The sequence below is a fragment of the Chitinophagales bacterium genome, assembly GCA_013816805.1.
Lineage (GTDB): Bacteria > Bacteroidota > Bacteroidia > Chitinophagales > UBA10324 > MGR-bin340.
In genome coordinates this window covers 139,434-158,548 of the sequence record JACDDS010000006.1, presented here as the reverse complement: position 1 = coordinate 158,548, position 19,115 = coordinate 139,434, and the positions used below count along the sequence as shown (strand labels likewise).

Here is a 19,115-nt window from a genome sequence, read left to right as displayed (position 1 = left end):
GCTAAAATTCTATCCGTCATTTATCCACCTGTCTTTGAAATTTATTATCAAACCTGTAGGTTTGCCATTATGGCTGAAGTAGTTGCTCCTATATCTTTTGAAAATACTGAAATAGCGTTTTCTTATAAATCCGATTACGAATTAAAAAAAGCTGCATGGCTATTTTCCCTGATGAATAACAATATCCTGGTTAAGATTGGTACCCGGCTGACGCCAATAGCTTTTCAGCTAAAACTACCTATAACCAGGTTAGTCAGAGCTACCATTTTTGATCAGTTTTGCGGAGGAGAAACCCTGGAGCAATGCGTACCCACCACAAAAAAACTTGCCCAACACCACGTAGAAACCATCCTCGATTATGGTGTAGAAGCCAAAGAAACGGAGCAGGAATTTAACAAGACCGTAACGGAAATTTTAAAAGCTTTTCGCTTTGCACAACAAAATAAGCATGTGCCTTTTGTCAGCATAAAAGTGACTGGCATTGCGCCATTTTCTCTGCTCGAAAAAATTCATGCACAAATTAAACTTTCCGACAAAGAAATTTTTCAATGGAACCTGGTGAAAGAGAGAATGCATAAGATTTGCAATGCTGCTCTAAATGCCGGCATCGGCGTGATGGTAGATGCCGAAGAAACATGGATACAGGATCCGGTAGATTCACTTGCTATGGAAATGATGTTGTCTTACAATAAAGAACACCCTATTGTATATAATACCATCCAGTTATACCGGATTGACAGGTTGGATTTTTTAAGGAAATCATTTGAAACATCTAAAAATGGAAAATTTATTCTTGCAGTGAAACTGGTACGCGGTGCTTACATGGAAAAAGAACGTAAACGCGCACATGAAAAAAATTATGCATCACCTGTTCAATCGAAAAAAGAGGATTCAGACCGCGATTATAATGCTGCGGTAGAATTTTGCTTTGAACATATTGATCACCTCAGCTTTTGTGTTGCCTCTCACAATGAAGAGAGTGCTTTAGCAGCAGTGAATATTGCCGGGCAAAAAAACCTTTCTCCCGACCATCCTCACCTTTTCTTCTCCCAGCTTTATGGCATGAGTGATAATATGACTTTTAATTTAGCTCATGCAGGTTACAATGTTTCAAAATATGTTCCTTACGGCCCTGTGAAAGAAGTAGTTCCTTATCTTATGCGGCGCGCCCAGGAAAATACATCGGTAGGCGGAATGAGCAGCAGGGAATTAATGCTTATAAAAAAAGAATTAAAAAGGAGAAAATATGTATAATACATGCTGTACGTGTTCCAAATTTTCTTTAAATTAAATTCATTGCTAAGAAATTTTTAATGAAGCTTTTTTTGAGTTTGCGAATTGCTATCTGATCTATGAAACAATACCACGATTTACTAAAACATGTTTTGGAAAAGGGTGTTAAAAAACAAGACCGGACGGGTACCGGTACGGTAAGTGTCTTTGGATATCAGATGCGATTTGATCTTTCAAGAGGATTCCCTTTGTTAACAACTAAAAAGCTGCACGTTAAATCTATAATTTATGAATTGCTATGGTTTCTCCAGGGATCAACAAATATTGCCTACCTGCAGGATCACGGTGTAAGCATATGGAATGAATGGGCAGATGAGCATGGGGAATTAGGACCGGTTTATGGCAAGCAATGGCGCTCGTGGTTAAGAAAAGACGGAACAGAAGTAGATCAGATTTCAAATGTAATCTCGGAAATAAAACAAAATCCCGACTCACGGCGCTTACTTGTAAGTGCATGGAATGTGGGCGAAATTGAAGAAATGGCTTTACCGCCGTGCCATGCTTTGTTTCAGTTTTATGTAGCAGAAGGAAAGCTTTCCTGTCAGCTGTACCAGCGAAGTGCTGACATATTCCTTGGTGTGCCTTTTAATATTGCTTCCTATGCTTTACTTACGGAAATGATTGCCAGGGTATGCGGCTTAATGCCAGGCGATTTTATTCACACATTGGGAGATGCTCATTTATATGTTAACCACCTTGAACAGGCAAACCTGCAACTGAGCAGAGATATCAGACCTCTGCCCGAGATGAAAATAAACCCGGATGTTTCCTCCATTTTTTCATTCAGGTTTGAAGACTTTGAATTGATTAACTATTTGCCACATCCCTCTATAAAAGCCCCGATAGCAGTATGATAATATCGATTATTGCTGCCGTATCTCAAAATAACGTAATCGGGAATAACAATAAGCTGCCATGGCATTTGCCAGCAGACATGAAATATTTTATGCAAACCACCCTCGGACATCATATCCTGATGGGCCGATCCACATTCGATTCCTTAGGCAAGGCCTTGCCTAAAAGAACAAATGTTATTATTACACGTCAGCCTGATTTTAAAGCTGAAGGATGCATTGTGTGCCACGATATAAAATCCGCTATTGAATTCTCTGAAAAAAACCTGGAAACAGAGTGCTTTATTATCGGCGGTGGAGAAATTATCCGGCAGTCTTTGGTGTGGGCGGATAAAATATACCTGACCCGCATTTTTCATAATTTCCAGGGAGACACCTTTTTTCCAATACTTAGAGACGATTGGGTGATTACCCGGGAAGATCCCCATGAGGCCGACGAAAAAAATCCTTTCCCCTATTCATTCCAGGTTTTGGAACTGGCAAAACAAGACAACATAAAATAATAATTAGATCAGTTGAAAGATCATTATGTATTAAGCACAGAACTTCTCTTTACAGCCATAAGAAATTCCTTTCAAACCACTTTCACCTGTTTTAATCCTTCTGCAACACGGTGCTTGTTCATTTCAATACTGGCATTCAGCTCGAAACCAAGCAACAGGCTGAGTGAATTGTAATAAATCCAAAGCAGCAATACCACAATGGTTCCTAATGAACCATATAGTTTGTTGTATTGCCCGAACTGGTTGATAATGAATGAAAAAAGTATAGATACCAGAACAGATAATATAGTAGCAAGCGTAGAACCTGGCGTAAAGAAACGCCACCGTTTATGCATAGCAGGTCCGTAATAATAGATAAGTGAAATGGAGAAATAAAAAATAAGCAGTAAAGTAATCCACCTGATAACAGATAGGCTGAAATAGGAAGTGCTGTTTTCAATGTGTAATATTTTCATAACAGTATGAATAAGCAATTCACCTCCTAAAAAAAGCAAAATGGATATTACCAGTAAAAGAAAAAGCAGGCCGGTAATTTTAAAAGACACAAAAAGATTCTCTAAAAATTTTCTCCTTCTGAATGTAGGAAGCGCCTTATCAAAAGAAGTCATAATACTGATCACTCCTCTTGTAGAATAGTACATAGCAAGAATTAAGCTGGCAGAAAGCAAGCCTCCCTGATGGCGTGTTACAATATCGTGAATGGTTTCCTGCAGCATACCGAAAACATCATTCGGCAATACGTTTTTCAAAGTAGTAAGCATGGTGGCCTGAAATGAAGGAATGGGCAGGTATGGAATCAGCGTAAACAGAACGAGAATTGATGGAAACAGGGAAACAAAAAAGTTAAAAGATATGGCTGATGCGCGTGTAAGAATGGAGTCGCGTTGTATTTCCAGCACTAAAAAAGAAAGTACATCGTGAAGTGAAAGATTGCTGTGACCAGGAAATTTTTTAATCCTGGAAAAATTTAACATGGCATTCCAGCCGGAGTATTCCCTTAAATATTTTCCTGCCTTTGTCACTTCTCTTTAAAATATGGGTTCAGAAGATCAAGAATAAATTGAGGACAGGCAATCGGTTTACGTGTTTCTTTATTAAGATACACCAACGTTGTTTCGGCTGTATTTATCAGCTCAGAATTGTGGTTATACATCTCATAATGAAAAATATGCCTCACCACAGGAATATTTTTAATTATGGTTTTTATCCTTACTATATCATCATAGTAGGCTGGCTTCAAAAACTTAATATGCATGTCTGAAACAGGTAATAAATAACCCATGGCTTCCATTTGTTTATATGGAATACCCAGGCTTCGCATCGTGTCTACGCGTGCCTGTTCATAGTAGAATGAATAATACCCATAATAGAGATATCCCATCATGTCTGTTTCTCCATACCGAACCCGGATTTCTATTTCATGAGCATACATGAGGTTTAATGTTGGAGGTTTGAAAAGTTAAAGTTTGAAAGGTTAATAATATCCATCAGATTCCCCGCTGATTTAGCCATCGCTGATAACGCATTGCATTTAATTCCTGCTCAGCGTATGTTTTTGAAAATACATGAGTTCCTGGCTTATCGGGATTGGCACAAAAATATAAATAATCAGACGCTACTGAATGTAGCACAGCATCAATAGAAGCAACTGAAGGCGTACATATTGGCCCCGGTGGCAACCCCTTATGTAAATAGGTATTGTAAGGAGACTCAAACCGGGTGTGCATATTTAAAACCCTTTTAAGTGAAAAATTACCGACTGCGAATTTTACTGTTGGATCTGCCTGGAGAATCATATCTTTTCTTAAACGATTAATATAAACACCAGCTATAATCCCTTTTTCAGGATTGTAATTTGATTCCTCTTCCACGATAGATGCGAGAATAATAACCTGAACAGGATTCAATCCAATCTTAACTGCTTCTTCTTTACGTGCTGCATTCCAGAAATGATCGTTCTCTTTCTTCATGCGATCCATAAACTGTTCGGCATTAACATTCCAAAAAAATTCATAGGTGTTTGGAATAAATAAAGCCATCGCGGTTTCCGGCTTTAATCCGAACTTTCTTAAGTATACTTCATCCTTCAATGCATATATCAGTGTTGCTGAATCCGTCTCCAGTTGATGAGAAACAAAACTTGCCAAATCCTGCTTCGTGCGGAATTTATTGATCACCAGCTTAACAGGTTCCTGCTTACCGCTTCGAAGCAAAAGTACCAGGTCGTAATTACTCATGTATGGCTGTAGTTTATAACGGCCGGGATGTACGTTATTATCCAGGTTCATTTGAGCCGAAACCCATTTAAAATTTTCTACACAACGTACTATTTTTTTGGTCGTCAAAATCCTGATCAGATCATCATAGCGGGACCCGCTGGGGATGAACAAATATTTTTTATCGTTTGAAAAAGATACATTGGGAGCATAGATTTTTTTGTAAAAAGAAAACCCAATAATCAATAGAAACAAAAGAATAACAGATCCAAAAGCAATTACGTATTTCGTTACTCTTCCTTGTTTCTTTTTTTTTGCCATCCTTTTAAATCTGAGCAGCTTTTTACCTTCTATAGTGATAACTGCTTTATCACCGTTTTTGCTTTTTCGTTATCAGGCTCGATTTTCAAAAGGCGTTGAGCGAGCTGCTTTGCATCCTCGTTTTTTTGCAGTCGAAGAGCCAATGCTATCTTATTTAAAATTGCCTGGGTATAGTCAGGGTCGATTGCAAGGGCTTTATCAAATAAGGAACCAGCATATTGTAAATCTCCTTTCAGCAAATAAACATAGCCAAGGTTAGAAAGTGCCGGAGCATAAGCAGCATTTTCCTGGGTTATTTTATAAAACACTTCCCCGGCTTCGTCAATCCTGTTTAAAGCTGTAAGTGTTGTCCCCAGCTTATTCATAAATTCAGGATTACTGGATTTAATCTCAGCTGCATGTTTATAAAATGCAAGTGCATTTTTAAGGTCCCCTGACTGAAAATACCCCTCACCTATCCTGTAACAGGTCCAGGCATCAGGAATTTTATCCGGCTCGAGCCCCAGTGAATGAGCTACAACCTGGTCATAATTATTCTTTAAAAAAAAGTAGCGTATCATTTCCTGGCGGTAGGAAAAATTGTCCTTATCCGGCATCTGACTTAAAAATTTATCTGCCGAATCCAATAAAAACGGTTGGGGAGAAAATGCTTCATAAGTTTCAAGGTATCCCTGTGCAAGCAATAACAGAGATGGCTTTTTGGTTGTCAGACATTCCAGGCCTACAAATCTTAGAATCTCATTTTTAGCTTTTTTTGAAAGTGGAATCTGAATCCTGTGATCATGAACCGTTACATTAGGAATGTCGATTGTTTCTGAAACAGGCATGTGACATTTAAAACAATTATTGTTCTCCTTAATTCTTTGCGAAATAGGAAGTGTGCATTCTGTAGAAGCATTACCGGAATGACATGATTGACAAGCATTATTAAAACGGTCGTTACTTGTAAATTTTACACTAACGTGCGGATTATGACAGGTTAAACAAGTCATATTTGAATTAAGATAACACCTACTTTGCTTCATGCGGTCCGCATGCGATGCCATAATAAATTTTTCCTGCCCTCCTTCGTATCTTGGCATAAAAACATTCATTACAGTATTCAATGGCATACCAGGGTGAAAATCAAAATAGCTTTTACCCTCGTTTAAAACTGTTATACCCTGCAAGTGACATCTCTGACAAAGCTCAACCTGTAAATCGCGTGAAAGTTTCCCGGGATTAACTATTGAATAATCGATTTCTTTTGAGGTATCAACTATGATCCCTTGTAGTTTCTCCCGCACATGTTCGCCTCCCGCACCGTGACAACGCTCACATTCGATTCCTGTTTTTACACTGATGAATTTGTTTTCCGAAGTGGAATCAAATCGCGGGTACATGTTGTGGCAGTTCATACATTCAACACTGATAATCCTGCTGAAACGTGTGTTCATACCCTGGTCAAAACCGGGCGGCAAATCCCAGATTCCTTTTTGTGTATAAAAGGTTATAGGCGCCTGGTACAGATATCCATTCTCCGTCCAGATGTGTGAATTTGTATGCTGACCTGAGCCTACTATATAAGATATCTTTTGAACGCGGCGATAAGTAGTGTCCCTGCCACTCAACCGATATTCCATTATATACAGGGAATCATTTTTCCAATATGGATGATACCAGAAATTCTTATATGGATCATACACATAAGCATGCTGGTCAAATTTAGCCGACGACTTATTTTTTGTAGCATGATCCCACGATTGCCCCATTCCTGTCTGAATAAAAGTATTATAGATATTTTCATGACAGGTACGGCAAGTCTGCATTCCGACATAGTGAACCGTATCACTCCAGTTCTTATACAGTAACGGCTGGGAAGCTTTTTTTTCAGGAATGGTATTACAGTAAAGAAGAACAAACAGGCAACAGCCAAATAAAAGTGCAATAATAAAATTTCGTTTCACCGGCATCTGTCCTTTCAAAAATAAAGCTAATTTTAGTTATCTATGAAATGCGCTTATCCACTTCATTTGTTGCTTTTTCTGTTCCTGTTTTCATGCGCCCTGATTTCCAGCTGCAGCAAAAACGGGGGCATTAACTGCCTGAGCTGTCAATATCATAATGATTGCATGCTTCTGTATCCATATGCACTTTGCAGAGATTTTGATGATTTGGAATGCCCCGAAGCCTTCAATTCAGATACTTGTGTAAATGGGTCTATCACTAAGATTTCAGATTCCAGCTATAATGGATCAAAATGTTTGCACGTGCACAATTGCGATAGCTTTGGTTCTTTCGAATCCTTTATACAATTTAGAAATATGTGCAATGCAGAGTACAGAGTAACCTTCTATTATAAAATTGCCGGTCCATCAGATACTACCTCCCTTGAATGCTTTATAAAATATCCAGACTACGATATATTAAGGTTCTCAAATAACAATATCAGGGAACAGTATTTACAGTGGCAGCAGGCGAGCTTCATCTTCAACTTCTCTCCCGATGAAACTTTAACATCAGGAATCTTTTTTCATATAACAGGCTCTGATATATGGATAGATGATGTAAGTATTAAAAAATTTTAATCAGAAAAGAAATCCTTAAATAAATACCTTATAAAAAACATTACTTCTCTGTCGTGTATCTCGAAGGAAAAGGCGGATGTTATAACCCACCGTGTTGTCTACTCGCGAGGGGAAATGCGGTGGAGCAAAATATCTTTTAATCCCAATCATCTTGTTAACCAATATCACGCATTAGTATATTTTAAAATTTATCTTTTAAAAGTATACATGTAATTACTATTCGTTTATCTTGTGAGTTATTAGGGTCTATGTGATTTCATTATTTGTAACTCATCTATAAAAAAGTTCGATTACACATTTAAATAGAGGCACACTACCTATTTTATAAATTCACCATACATTCTTTTATCTATGAAAATTCAATCTCTTTTACAACCATTGTATTTATTATTTTCACTTCTTACCTTAAATGGTATTGCGGGTGATGTTCAAAAGGCCCCACCTATACCCAAGGGTTATATTGAAAACAAGGGACAAATAATTGATGAGAACCGTCATCAGCGAAACGATGTACTCTATATATTTTATGATAAGGGTTTCAGTTTAATTCTAAGAGCCAACGGCTTTACCTACCAATTCACTAATATCAAATCAAACAATGGTAACTTTAGTGAAGCAGGCGATCCCAGTACCGATTTAGATAATGATGACGAGGATAACCCTGATCCTTTACTAAAAAGAATGTCTTCGATAACAAATGTCAATTTTGTTAAGGCAAATAAAAATATAACGGTAGATGCTAAAGATCAACTTCCGTTTTATTACAATTATTTCACTGAATATATAAGTGTCGGCAATGTGCACTTATTTAATCAAGTGACATATCACAACGTATACGATCACTTAGATTTGCTGTTTACATTTAAAGAGAATGAAAAAGGGGAAATAAGGCCGGAATATGAGTGGATCATTCATCCTCATGGTAATGCAAATGATATAGAGTTGGAATATTCCGGTGCTAAAGAAATGTTCGTTAATCTAAACGGAACATTAACTCTAGGTGAAGAGTTAGGATTTATTCAGGAATCGAAACCAATCATTTTTGAAAATAAAGTGCAGATTAAATCCGAAATAAGCTATGAACTGAAAAACAATATTTTGTCGTTTAAGCATTCAAAATTAAAGGAAAAGCTTGATTATATAATTGACCCTGAAATAGCTTACAGCTTTTATCATTCTGCAGGTGCAAATATGAGTAGCAAAAATGATTTACCTGATGAAATAGTTGTAGATCATGATAAAGCTGATGGCTCGGATTATATAATAATCTCAGGGAGAACTACGTCAAAAAATAACTTTGCTTCCACTATCTCATATGATCAATGTTTTAATAGTCTTTCGCTAAACCCAAATGACAATAGCTGTGGAGAAATAGTTGATGACGATGCTTTCGTTGCAAAATATAAAGCAGATAACACACCTATTTTTGTAACTTATTTCGGCGGAGTCAATGCTGAAAAAGGATATTCGGTTTGTACAAATCCTTTAACGAATGAAATATATATGGCGGGAAAATCGAACAGTGTAGGTCTTCCTTCGACTGATGGTACAAATTTACATAACGCTGCGGGTTCTTCAAATGATGGTATAGTTGCGGCATTCAATAAAAATGGTACTGCTCTTGATGCTTGCACATATATTGGTGGTAGCAAGGATGATTATTTTCTTGGCATTACTTCCTTTCTCGATCCCCGCGACGGCATAGTTAAATTAGCTCTTACAGGGAAATCTGAAAGTTCAGAAAGTACTAGCAATATCCCTTTTGGGTCAGCGCAGCAACTAACCTATAGTGGTAATCCAACAAACTGTGACAATGGGGGGACAACTGATGCCTGTGCAGGAGATATTATGATGGAGCTATTGAATGCAAGTAATCTTGCTCAGGTGTGGGGTTCTTATTTTGGTACCACAGGCGCTAGGGAAAGAGGACACACTGTGGCAGTAAGTAAAGATGGAATTACAGTTTACATGGTTGGCTCGGTCGGATGTAATGCAGATGATGAACCTTTGGCAGGAAAATCTGAAGGTGTATATCAGGTCTGTAAATTTGATGATAATTCATGCACAGGTGCAGATAACGAAAGTGATATAGACGCAATGCTAATTTCGTGGAACAGTGCCGATGGCAAAGTTAATTGGCGTTCCTTTTACGGCGGCCCAGGCAATGAGCGAGGGCGAGCAATTAAAGTAGATGATGCAGGGTACGTTTATATTGCAGGTCATACTGTATCTACCTGTGATGCTTCCAGTCCTGATCGTATCTCATGTCAATCTGCTGTAACTTGTTCACAAGTAAATTTCACTTTTTCCCCTGAAGAAGGGTGCATATATTTTAACCACGTCAGGAGGGCAAGATGGTTTTATTGCGAAATTTAATTCTAATGGCGTGAGACAATGGGGTACTACTTTTGGAGGCCCCGGAAGCGATCAATTACGGGCATTGGATGTTAATCCTTTAGGAACTAAAATTTATGTTGGGTCCTATACAAAAAGTAATACTCTGCCAATAGTCAATGCTGCAACTACATATCAACCAATGTTTGGAGGAAAATGTGACCCTAACACTGGTGGTGACTATTGTTTCGCAATATTCGATAAAAATGCCCAAAATTTATTGTATTGTACCTACTTTGGGGGAAGTAACGATGAAGGTACTTCTGAGGTCCAAGCAGCCGATTGGTATAATGGTGTTCTAGCAGTAAATCATAATAATGGTGATATTTATATTTCATCTGAGACTAATAGTAACAATGGTATAGCTACTTCTGGATTTCAACAAACGGCACTTGATGGTCCTAATTATTCAGGCGATGCAGCTCTCTGTGAAGAATATGATTATTTCGTCGCCAAATTTACCGATGGGTGTTCAAATCCACCTTCAGCTAATATTACAACTCCCGGTAATTTACAATATTGTTATGGTTACAATGCGGATCTAATGATAAATAATCCTGGAAACGGTTACTCAATTCAATGGTATGTTAATGGTGCAAAACTAAATGGTCAGACATCAATTTCTGTATCACCAACTACAGATGGTGTTTACAGAGTTCAAATTATAAAAAATAATAGTGATGGTTCAACTTGTACAGTCACAACACCTGATTGGGCAACAGCAAAGGTTACTCATTTACCTTCGACACTTAACAACTGTTGTAACTCACCGGTAGGATTAACATTTTTAGATGTTACCGCTTCATCATTTGAAGGATTTTTAGCGGGAACAAGCGAGCAAAATAATATCAATACAACTACTCATACTCTTAGCAATGAAAGTAAACAGATATCCATCAATGGTACCTTTACTCTGAATGAGAATTTTACTTTTACAAATTGCAGTAATGTAACTTTTGCAAGTGGGGCTGAAGTTGATTTAAATGGATATACCTTAACGTTAAATGGAACCACCTTTACCAATTGTGATCCCTCAAATATGTGGAACGGTATTAAAAGCGGACCTGCAAATTCAGGTTCAAAAATTGTAACCAGCAATAACACACATATTGAAAATGCTATTACTGGAATTGACTTAAGTGATAATAAAAGTTCCACCTTTAAAATTCAAAGCACTATCTTTAATAATAATTATATTGCGGTAAGCCTGGGAAGCTCATCATCCCAAATCTCTCAAATTACGGGGTGTACCTTTAAGGACGATGCGAATTACAATCTTTTGCCTCCAAATAATACTAAACGAACTAGTATATATATCAAAGCTGTTGGCTTATCCAGTTTGAGTATTGGAAATAGCACAACTGGAAATACATTTGACAATGCTGATTATGGTCTTTATTTAGACCATACAAATGCCACTATCCTTAAAAATACTTTTCAGAATTTTTCTAAAAATGATAATGGAAATTCAGCCTATGCGACATATGGAATATTGGGATCAGGTACAAGTTCATATACAATAAATGTTGGTGATGGATCAGGAGCTAATAAAAACCTCTTTAAAACGGGAAAATATTATGGTGTGTATGTTGATGGTAGTGGTGGAAATGGTACCAAAGGTTTAGGTGGGAGCATCAACAAAAATACTTTTACTCATGACGATAAACCGATAACCTTCAAAAACGCTACATTTCCATTTTCGATACTAAGTAATGATATAACGGATGCGACCAATGGAATTACACTAAACAATAATAATGTTTTTTCAGGATCTCCACCCATAGATGTATCAAGTAATTCTATTGCTCTTATTAATTCCGGCTCTTCAAGCGGTAAATATGGGATTTACTATACTTACTCTAAAACATCTTCATTAGCTGCTCAGTTTACAGGGAACACTATAACAGTTAATAGTCAACAATATGGAATGCAATTTCTAAATGCTAAATCTATTTTAATTAATAGTAATACCGTTAATCTTCAATTATCTTCTCAGGCTTCTGATGGCTATTATGGTATAAGTTGTAGTAATGTAAACTCAGCAACTGTTCAGTGCAATAATATTTCAGGAAGCTCACATTCATCATCAAGCGGTTATACTAGTGAAAGAGGAATATCATTTAGTAATGCCGTCGATAACATTATTAATTGCAATACAACAGATAATGAAGCTTTTGGTTTAGAATTTTTAGGGACATGTACCGGATCATTTATAAAAGGAAATATTCTAAAATATCATGATCAAGGAATATCTGTAGGGCTTATTAATTCTACTGAAGGAGTAATTAGTGATCAAAAAGTTGACAATCAAGGTATTGCACCTGGTAACCAATATATCGGAACGGGAAGTGGGGTGTTTGCTAATAGTGGTTTTGCTTTGTACAGAAACGTTTTAGCATTTCCTCCCATTATAAATTTTGAATTTTTAAACAGCACTGATATATATTATGCAAAATCTTCAGGAAGCAACACAAGCTCTGAAAAAATTGTAAGAAATACTGCGTCTGGTATTAAGGAATTTGATTGTGGACCGATTTGTCCAAATGAACCTATGGCTCAAATGAGGGATGCATCTTCAGATTCGGATTCATCGAATAATGTTATTGATTCTACTGAAGTAGCACAAATTATAACTGCAGTCGATTCAATTTTTCCAAGTAACGATGCAATGATTTGGTATGAAAAGCAGAATTTATATGAAACAACTATAGGTGATACCATATTAGAAGATACAATACCTTCATTACAAATATTTAATGATACCATTCAAAGCAATAATATTGGTCTTTTTAGCCAAGTCGATAATTTGATTGGTTCTGTGATTCAGTTTAAAGAAATTGATTGGGCTGATTCAATGGATAATAATAAAAATAAGGCTTTAAATATTTTAAATGAAATCATTACACAACGTCAATTAGAGAGTAATGAAAAAACTATTGATGAAATTTATTTAGCTACAATCGCTATTGGCCTTGATACATTTACCGAAGCACAGACAAGGGACATATTAGAAATTGCTAATCAATGTCCGTTCATAGGAGGCAATGCCGTTTATTTGGCTCGCGGTATGTATGAGTTGATGAATGATTCGATGATTTATAATGATAACCAAACATGTAATTCAATTCAGCAAATCAAAAATGCTTCTATAGATAAAACCGAAGTATCTATGAATGTTTACCCCAATCCTTCAGATAAAATGTTTTTTCTCGATTACTCATTGCCCTTGGATAAGGAATATCAATTTTATATAACTAACTTAAGCGGTAAAATTATTATGGATATTGATATTTATGGGACATATGGAAAGAGAGAAATTGATATTTCAAGTTTACTACCGGGATTTTATACTATGTATTTAAGTGATAACAATCTTCCAAAGTGGAGAAGTAAATTAATAATTATCAGATGATACGAAATATAATTATCTGGTTGTTTATTATTTGCTCCGGCACAAGTCTATTGGCTCAAAACCGTGCAAACATATGGGAGTTATCGTATCAAAATTATGGCCCTAACTGCGGAATTGATTTTAATCTTGGATACGCTGATACTTTTAGTGTTATTAGAAAACTCGTCTTTTTTATTACTAATTCCTCTATTTGTGATACAGAGGGGAACATTTTGTTTTATACCAACGGTCAATGGATTGCCAACAGGAAGGGAGATAGTCTGAAGAATTGCAATAAGTTTAATTCAGGATATTTAACGGATGTGTATTATGGTGGGGAAGGTGGCAATGGAATGTCACAGGGAGCTATTGCTTTGCCTGATCCAGGAAATTCGAATCGTTATTATCTATTTTATGAGACGGCTGAAAGTTTTAATAATCAGCAATATGGCTTTACCGATTATCAGCCATTTTATTTAAGCTATAGTGTTATTGATATCACTCTTGACAATGGGAATGGTGGAATTATAAAAGACAAAAAAAATATGCATGCAGTAAATGACACTTTACTCTACGGTATGATCACTGCATGTAAGCACGCCAATGGAAGAGATTGGTGGATTGCTGTACACAAATATAACAGTGATCAATTTTATACTTTTTTAATTGATTCTAACGGTGTATCCAATGCCAATAAACAAAAAGTCGGGCCTTTAATTAAGCCATTGGATAAAGTCCTTGATGAATATTTTGAAACGGATAATACGGGTGAAGCAGCATTTTCACCTAATGGTAATTATTATGTTTTTGTAGAAGTAGGTTATCATGTCCGACTATTTGATTTTGACAGATGCACCGGATTATTTTCTAATTTCAGAGAGGATAGTCTGCCCCTATTAGAACAATATGATAATTCACCTCTTGGTTGCAGCTTTTCACCGAGTAGTAAATATCTGTATGTAAGTACCTATTGGCATTTGTTTCAGTACAACCTAGCAAATACAAGGTTAACTGATGCAAGAGATGATATAGCCAGGTATGATTATTCTTTAGATAGTTCCCATATTTCATTTGAAACTTTATTTGCTTTCCAACAAATTGCTCCGGATAATAAAATTTACATGAGCCCGTGGAACGGTAATACATCGTATGATGTTATTGACGAACCTGATCATCCTGACAGCAACGCTAATTTTTTACAAAATGGTTTACCTCTTCCTATATATTCAAGTAACATAACTAATTTCCCCAACTATGACCTTTGTCCTCTTGCAAGTTACACAGCAGATGCAGGTAACGATACCACAATAATTAAAGGTCAAAGTGTTCAACTTGGTATTCCAACAGTTGTAGGTGTCAAATATCAGTGGAAATCAGATAGTTCACTGAGTGATACAACAATTTCACAACCAATTGCCTTACCCTATAGCACCACTACTTACTACTTATCTATTACCGACACCGGTACCCTAAGCAGTTGTAATGTCCGAATAGATACGGTTACTGTCTATGTTGACATAGCAGATGGCATACTTCACCATCAAAACTTTTCTAAAGACTTTTATCACATCAGTCCGAATCCTGCCCATGATTGGCTTAATATTGTCTACAGCACAAAAGATAATGCAGAACTCGAATTATACAATCAATTCGGACAGATGGTGGGTTCAATAAGCTTATACCCTTACTTCAAGAATCGCATGCTGAATGTAGCAACGCTTCCTACAGGGATATATATGTATGCCATAAAGCAAGGACGAATGATAATTCAAGGCGCTGAAGTAGCAATTGTACATTAAGTATTAGCATTTTTAAGAGATACAGATAAAATGTCATCCTTAATCCGTCCTAATTTGATCACTAAGATTATCCTCTGCTCATTTATAATTTTCTCCGTTAACAATGTCCCAGCCCAGAACCGAGCTAACATTTGGGAAATTGGTTATCAGCCATACGTACCAAACGTTTACTTTGACTTTAATCATGGATCTATTGAAGTCAATAGTATTGATCGTAAATTATTGGTCGAACTGACTAATGCATCTATTTGTGATACCACTGGAAATATCCTTTTTTATACAAATGGTCAATGGATTGCGAACAGTATCGGTGATAGTATAGCTAATGGGAAAAAATTCAATCCGGGCTATTTAACAGATTTTTATACGAGTGGTGGTTTATTAATCTCTCAAGCGGCCATTGCAATCTCAGACCCGGGTAATTCAAATAGATATTACTTATTTTACGAAAAAGGTGAAAAGTTTGAAAATATAGAATTTGGTTATACAGATTATCAACCATTTCATCTAAGCTATAGTTTAATCGATATTACTAAGGACAATGGCCTGGGCGCAATTGTAAATGGTTATAAAAATGTTTATGCCATCGAAGATACTTTGATGCTTGGAATGATTACAGCTTGTAAACACGCAAACGGCAGAGACTGGTGGATTGTCGTTCGCAGATACGATAGTGATGAGTTTTATACTGTATTAGTTTCTCCATCAGGAGTTTCCGCTCCTCAGATGCAAAAAATAGGTCCGGTTATTAAACCTTTTGACGAAATAACACCAGGAGAAGTTGTAGATGTAGATGTTAATGATGAAGCCCAATTTTCACCGGATGGCAATCATTATGCATTTATAGTATCCACCTTCCTTGTACATCTTTTAGATTTTGATCGCTGTAATGGCCTATTCACTAATTACCGCTACGATAGCATTCCGCTGGCTGACAGAGGTGGCAACGCTACTATAGGATGCGCTTTTTCATCAAATAGCAAATTTTTATATGCAGACAGTTATCGCAGATTATATCAATATGACATAACTCAAAAAGATTTTACTGTAACAAGGAGTACTGTTGGAATTTATGATGATAAATTAGATAAACCTGTAACAATATATTTTGCTTTTCAACAGCTTGCCCCTGATAATAAAATTTATATGACGCCTTTTGGAGGAAGTAACTTTTATGATGTGATTAATAACCCTAACTTACCGGATAGCGCATGTAACTTCGACCAACACGGATTGGCATTACCTACTTATACTTCATCATCAAATCTTTTCAAAAGGCTCTTATCACATCAATCCCAATCCTGCTCATGATTGGCTCAATATTGTCTACAGTATAACAGATAATGCAAGTTTTGAACTATACAATCAATTCGGACAGATGGTGGGTTCAGTAAATTTATACCGTTACTTCAAGAACAGAATGCTTAATGTAAGAACACTTCCTGCAGCGTTGTATGAATGGAGAGTACTACAATATAATAATCCGGCATCTTCTGGAACGGTGATAATAAATTAATAAATTAAAGCTCTCCGATAAAAGTTTTAATATAACCTTTTTTATTAAACCGGGAATTTTGCCTTCCATTCATCCAGGCCTCCTTTTACATGCTTCACATCGGTAAAACCCATCTGGTCCAGGATCATAGCAGCCTGGCTGCTGCGGCCGCCCATCTTGCACTGAATGATTACCTCTTTCTCTTTAAATGGTTGTAGCTCTTCCAGGTGATTGACAAACGTGGACAACGGGACATTTTGCGCACCTATATTGAACTCTTCAAATTCCCAGGTTTCACGAACATCAATCAGGTTTAACTGTTCACCCTTTTCTTTTCTGGCTTTCAATTCTTCAACAGAAATTTCTTTCATCAGTAACTTGATTTAATAAATTTTTCTACAGTGCTTTCCCCCGTTCTGAGATCCGTTATTTTAATTAAATAAAAACCTGGAAGAAGAGCATGAACATCTAAAGAAGATGAATTTTCTTTTTCCCTGATCAGTATCTTACCTGAATAATCCATCACTTCAGCTACCAAAGGAGCATTCTCCGTATTAATTATACTGAGCTTGTCACTAACAGGGTTAGGGAATATTTTATATTCAGCATACTCTTTATGTGTTTCATCAATCCCAACACCAAATGGAATGTCATTACCAAAGTACGGGCGCATCATCACAGTGCCTGGAAATAGTGAATTCCTCCAAGTGCCATCATCATTTATAAATAAAAGGTTATTGGAAATATCATTCTTGTCAAATCCCACATCGATTGATACTTCATTTGTAAAACCAGACTGTTGCCATCCGATATAAAAAGTATCAGAAACGGCAACAGGCCTGGAAAGTCTGTATAAAGAAAACCCGCCTGTTTGATTCGTATAAACCGCTCTTAATAAGTCTTCACGAAACAAAGTATCATCATCAAAAATATTTTTCCAGATAATCAGCGAAATAAGCGTCTGCCTCAAATCGATGGTAGAGTACTGAAAGTTGATGCCGATTGCACTTATGGAATCAGGTTGATTCACGTGGTATTGCTGAGCCAGAAATGCAGGAGAACCGGATAGTTCATAACGATATTCAGCAGAGCCATCATCATACGCTAAATAGTTGGAGAAAACCTGGTTACGGGAAACGGTGTCATTGACCAGAACAGCATTGCCGCTCGGATTTGGGCTCAGCCAATATTTAGACTGGATTACAATACTATCACCGTCAAAATTCTGGATAGGAAAAGATTCAAGATTATAAGTAGTTGATGCAAGCGGCTGTAGATTCTTACTTACCTCTGTAGAAGAATAGATAAATGTGTTTGTATTTATTTCTGTCGCAAGGAACTGTGCACTTGTATTCTCCTGGATGGGGTTATTATTTTGAACTGCAAGTACTTCACTACTTGCTTTTTCAGATGACTGATAGTTTTGAAATTGATTCCATGGCATTGACTGATAATTGGCAAGTATCGAAGCAGGTACATATTGCACAGCAACATCCGGTATAATGGTATCATTCCTGTTTCTGTTAGTATTCAGTTTTACATAATCAATATGCCACTGGTCAAAGTTGCCAATCAGGGTAGCATAATTCCGGAAGCGGAATTGAAAACCATCATAGAAAAAAAAACTGTCGCGCAAAGCAATAATTACATTCTGAAAAAGATCAGGCCGGAAATCTCCCTGTAGCGGCTTTCCATCCTTTGCCCAGATGTGTCTCCAAAATCCTGCATTATCCCTGAATTCCAGGACCAGTGAATCGCCGAGCCCACTGAACCCATTCGCCAGATTATAGTCTGCTGAATTTGGGGGATCTCCTAATCCTCCAGGCTCAAAAAGAAAACTTAGATAAACTGAATCCGCAGAAGAAATACTTCCTAAAAGCAAGGGTACTGAGGTAAGAGTATCTGCCGGGCCCACACTGTTATTATTGAAGCTGACTGTATCGTATGGATTACCAAATTGATTTAATCCATCAAGTGTTGCAACACCAAGCGAGGGAGGATTTAATGGAAATGTGGTATTTATATAAGCCTGCTGATCTTCCCATAATTCGGGGTTAGGAAATACGGTGTAATAACCATAGGAAAAATCATCGAAAAAAGGAAGACCAACTACAGCACGGTTTATTGATTTAGAAAGAGGTCTTGAACTAGTCGACAGATCGTAATTGTACAAAGGCAATAACTTTTCCTGTGCCGAACCCTGCAGGAAAAATAGTAGAGGGAGCAGGTAACTCAGCTGCTTTAATATTTTTCGTATCATATACTTCTACTTCCTATTTGTT

General features: G+C 36.8%; 14 protein-coding genes. 8 read left to right on the top strand and 6 right to left on the bottom strand.

Annotated features, from left to right (window positions below; translation table 11 throughout):
* The first annotated feature begins 69 nt into the window (after positions 1–69).
* The 3 genes from H0W62_06900 (at position 70) to H0W62_06890 (ending at position 2,650) form a co-directional block, all read left to right on the top strand.
* A complete protein-coding gene (locus H0W62_06900) occupies positions 70–1,254 on the top strand; it encodes a proline dehydrogenase family protein (protein ID MBA3648267.1) in 1,185 nt (394 codons plus the stop codon).
* Positions 1,255–1,352: 98 nt separating this feature from the next.
* Positions 1,353–2,147, top strand: a complete 795-nt coding sequence (locus H0W62_06895; GenBank protein MBA3648266.1) for a thymidylate synthase — start codon at positions 1,353–1,355, stop codon at positions 2,145–2,147.
* Positions 2,144–2,650, top strand: coding sequence for a dihydrofolate reductase (locus H0W62_06890; GenBank protein ID MBA3648265.1), 507 nt, complete (start codon positions 2,144–2,146; stop codon positions 2,648–2,650). The genes H0W62_06895 and H0W62_06890 overlap by 4 nt, the downstream gene beginning before the upstream one ends.
* A gap of 71 nt (positions 2,651–2,721) precedes the next feature.
* Here H0W62_06890 and H0W62_06885 read toward each other — a convergent pair whose 3' ends face one another.
* The 4 genes from H0W62_06885 to H0W62_06870 are packed head-to-tail and all read right to left on the bottom strand — an operon-like array spanning position 2,722 to position 7,133.
* Positions 2,722–3,672 carry a YihY/virulence factor BrkB family protein gene (locus tag H0W62_06885; GenBank protein MBA3648264.1) on the bottom strand — a complete coding sequence of 317 codons (951 nt, stop codon included), beginning with the start codon at positions 3,670–3,672 and terminating at the stop codon, positions 2,722–2,724.
* Positions 3,669–4,082, bottom strand: a complete 414-nt coding sequence (locus tag H0W62_06880; GenBank protein ID MBA3648263.1) for an acyl-CoA thioesterase — start codon at positions 4,080–4,082, stop codon at positions 3,669–3,671. The genes H0W62_06885 and H0W62_06880 overlap by 4 nt, the downstream gene beginning before the upstream one ends.
* 55 nt (positions 4,083–4,137) lie before the next feature.
* The gene (gene mltG, locus H0W62_06875; protein MBA3648262.1) at positions 4,138–5,187 is read right to left on the bottom strand and encodes an endolytic transglycosylase MltG; all 1,050 of its coding nucleotides are present in this window, start codon (positions 5,185–5,187) and stop codon (positions 4,138–4,140) included.
* Positions 5,188–5,216: 29 nt separating this feature from the next.
* On the bottom strand, positions 5,217–7,133 hold the full coding sequence (locus H0W62_06870) for a pilus assembly protein TadD (protein MBA3648261.1): 1,917 nt from the start codon (positions 7,131–7,133) through the stop codon (positions 5,217–5,219).
* Between the two features lie 165 nt (positions 7,134–7,298).
* Here H0W62_06870 and H0W62_06865 point away from each other — a divergent pair, with 165 nt between their 5' ends.
* The 5 genes from H0W62_06865 to H0W62_06845 all read left to right on the top strand — a co-directional run bounded on the left by H0W62_06865 (position 7,299) and on the right by H0W62_06845 (position 16,649).
* Positions 7,299–7,754 carry a hypothetical protein gene (locus H0W62_06865; protein ID MBA3648260.1) on the top strand — a complete coding sequence of 152 codons (456 nt, stop codon included), beginning with the start codon at positions 7,299–7,301 and terminating at the stop codon, positions 7,752–7,754.
* Positions 7,755–8,105: 351 nt separating this feature from the next.
* On the top strand, positions 8,106–10,130 hold the full coding sequence (locus H0W62_06860) for a hypothetical protein (protein MBA3648259.1): 2,025 nt from the start codon (positions 8,106–8,108) through the stop codon (positions 10,128–10,130).
* Between the two features lie 10 nt (positions 10,131–10,140).
* Positions 10,141–13,560 (top strand): T9SS type A sorting domain-containing protein, encoded by a 3,420-nt coding sequence (locus H0W62_06855; protein MBA3648258.1) that lies wholly within the window; start codon positions 10,141–10,143, stop codon positions 13,558–13,560.
* A complete protein-coding gene (locus H0W62_06850; GenBank protein ID MBA3648257.1) occupies positions 13,557–15,338 on the top strand; it encodes a T9SS type A sorting domain-containing protein in 1,782 nt (593 codons plus the stop codon). Before H0W62_06855 ends, H0W62_06850 begins: the two co-directional genes overlap by 4 nt.
* 30 nt (positions 15,339–15,368) lie before the next feature.
* Positions 15,369–16,649: a hypothetical protein gene (locus tag H0W62_06845; protein ID MBA3648256.1), complete on the top strand. Its 1,281-nt coding sequence runs from the start codon at positions 15,369–15,371 to the stop codon at positions 16,647–16,649.
* Positions 16,650–16,898: 249 nt separating this feature from the next.
* On the opposite strand, the gene H0W62_06840 is transcribed toward H0W62_06845, so the two are convergent.
* Together H0W62_06840 and H0W62_06835 are read right to left on the bottom strand one after the other, a co-directional pair.
* Positions 16,899–17,204, bottom strand: coding sequence for a rhodanese-like domain-containing protein (locus H0W62_06840; GenBank protein ID MBA3648255.1), 306 nt, complete (start codon positions 17,202–17,204; stop codon positions 16,899–16,901).
* The gene (locus tag H0W62_06835; GenBank protein MBA3648254.1) at positions 17,204–19,093 is read right to left on the bottom strand and encodes a T9SS type A sorting domain-containing protein; all 1,890 of its coding nucleotides are present in this window, start codon (positions 19,091–19,093) and stop codon (positions 17,204–17,206) included. The genes H0W62_06840 and H0W62_06835 overlap by 1 nt, the downstream gene beginning before the upstream one ends.
* Between the last annotated feature and the right edge of the window lie 22 nt (positions 19,094–19,115).